The sequence below is a fragment of the Pedobacter sp. 10L46_2 genome, from assembly GCF_056395165.1.
Genome location: NZ_JBFTIZ010000454.1, coordinates 1 through 2,215, shown reverse-complemented (window position 1 = coordinate 2,215; position 2,215 = coordinate 1). Strand labels below are relative to the sequence as shown.

At 38.8% G+C, this 2,215-nt stretch carries 2 protein-coding genes and 1 pseudogene; 1 reads left to right on the top strand and 2 read right to left on the bottom strand.

The window, feature by feature from the left end; translation table 11 throughout:
- Positions 1-216, bottom strand: a pseudogene (locus tag AC1DDX_RS26655) (GNAT family N-acetyltransferase); the annotation flags it as partial.
- Between the two features lie 95 nt (positions 217-311).
- Here AC1DDX_RS26655 and AC1DDX_RS26650 point away from each other — a divergent pair.
- Positions 312-1,751 carry an aminotransferase-like domain-containing protein gene (locus AC1DDX_RS26650; RefSeq protein ID WP_288882285.1) on the top strand — a complete coding sequence of 480 codons (1,440 nt, stop codon included), beginning with the start codon at positions 312-314 and terminating at the stop codon, positions 1,749-1,751.
- An 8-nt stretch (positions 1,752-1,759) separates the two neighbouring features.
- Here the strand turns inward: AC1DDX_RS26650 and AC1DDX_RS26645 are convergent.
- Positions 1,760-2,215 (bottom strand): LytR/AlgR family response regulator transcription factor (locus tag AC1DDX_RS26645; RefSeq protein WP_477622951.1); only part of this gene is annotated, 456 nt, incomplete at its 5' end.

Genomic DNA, 2,215 nt, shown 5'->3' with positions numbered 1-2,215 from the left:
GATTAGCGGGTCATCATAATTGATCACAAAAACACAGGCTATTTCACCATCCGCCATAATCTTGTACTGCCTCTTTTCATCAATCTCTTTTTTAACAAGCGATCTTTCAAAGCCTTTCCAATAATTAATGGTTTGTTTCTTTTGATACTCAGTAGCATCATCATAAATTTTAAAAATAGAATCTAAGTCTTCCTGGGTGCTATGTAAAATGGTCATATCGGTACTGTTAAAATAATAACACAAAATTCAACAATATAATTACACCAACACAGATACAATTTTATTAAATTTGACCAATACAGTTTTAAACTATGGAATTAAAGCAAGCCCCCAAATCAGAGCCATACTTATATCTTCAAATTGCTGCCCGCATCGAAAAGCAAATTATGAATGAGGTGTTAAAAGCAGGTGATAAGCTTCCATCCGTAAGAATGCTCTGCAGAGAACTAGGCCATAATATGAGTACCGTTACACAGGCTTATTATGAATTGGAGAGCAGATCGCTTATTGAAACCAGACCAAGATCAGGGTATTATGTTTGCGTACCTCCTAAAAAACGTTTAGCCGTACCCGAAACAAGTAAACCTTCGTCCGGATCTGTTCTGCATAGTCAGGACGATCTTATTACCCGCGTTCATCAAGACAGTGCAAACCCAAAAATAACACTGCTTTCGTTAGGTGTGCCTCACAAAAGCCTTCTCCCTATCGCAAAATTAAACAAGGGGATGATACAAGCCATGAGAACTCTTGATAGCAGCGGTACAGCTTACGACCAGGTACAAGGAAATGACAAGCTTAGAAGAGAGGTTGCCAAATGGTCTCTTTCATGGGGTGGCGATCTGGATGATACAGATATTATAACAACCGCAGGTTGTATTAACGCTGTTGCTTACTGTTTACTGGCCACAACAAAACCGGGAGATACGGTAGCAATTGAAAGCCCTGCTTATTTTGGCATCCTTCAGCTCACCCAAACCATGGGGCTAAATGTTCTGGAACTCCCTACAAATGCAACTACAGGCATAGAACTTGAAGCTTTAAAAAAAGCGCTAACGACGAACAAAATCAAGGTTTGCCTATTGGTTAGCAACTTTAATAACCCTTGCGGCTCTTCTATGCCTGCCGAGCATAAAAAAGAGGTAGTTAAATTACTGGAGCACTATAATGTACCTTTAATTGAAGACGATCTTTATGGCGATCTTTATTTTGGAGCCAACAGGCCAACCACCTGCAAAACATACGACGAAAGTGGATTAGTGCTTTATTGTAATTCTGTATCTAAAACACTTGCGCCCGGTTATAGAGTAGGCTGGGTTGCCCCAGGAAAGTTTAAAGACAAGGTGATGAAGTTAAAATCGAGTCACGCACTTTCGTCTACCACAATCACATCAGAAGTTGTTGCAGATTTTCTAAAGAATGGACGTTACGAGAATCATTTAAGAAAAATACGCCAGATACTTTATAACAACAGCCTGAAGTATAGCAGCGCTATAGCCAATTATTTCCCCGAAAACACACGGGTAAGCAGACCTGATGGAGGATATTTCTTATGGGTAGAGCTGAATAAAGATGTTAGTACACTTGATTTGTATGAACGTGCAATAAAACACAACGTAAGTATTGCTCCAGGCCGAATGTTTAGTTTAAAACAACAATTCGACAATTGCTTAAGGTTAGGTTTTAGTCTTCAATGGAGCGACGAAGTGGAAAAGAAAATTAAGCTGTTGGGGATGCTGGTTAATAAGGGCTAAATCGAATACTACGACGAAATGGTTTGTCCTTCAAGCCAGGCCTTAAAACCGTTTACCCTTTCCCTGCTTATAATGGCCTCAACCTCAACAGCGGGCGACAACTGCAAAATAAACCTGCTATTATAATAGGTAGTAATTTTTTTTATCGCATCAATATGAATAATCAGTTTCCTGTTGATTCTGAAAAACAGGTTCTTATCAAGTAATTTCTCAATCTGATCTAAAGAATAATCCAATGGAATCTTTTGATCAGTCATTGTAGTGGCCCAGGTTAACCCATCAGCAAAGTAAATATGGGCAATATCCTTAGCTTTCACATAAATAAGCTGATTGTTAATTTTACCTATAAAACGTGTATTCTCCCGCTTGGAAAACTCTTCTGCAATTTTAGAAATGTTAACCCCGGAATTAGCCGGAAGCTTAAAATATTCATACTTCTCCATTGCCCGCTTAAGGTCTTTTAC

Bases quoted from the DNA above. Each gene is read 5' to 3' on its own strand.
- AC1DDX_RS26650 (WP_288882285.1), top strand. From the start codon at position 312: ATGGAATTAAAGCAAGCCCCCAAATCAGAGCCATACTTATATCTTCAA.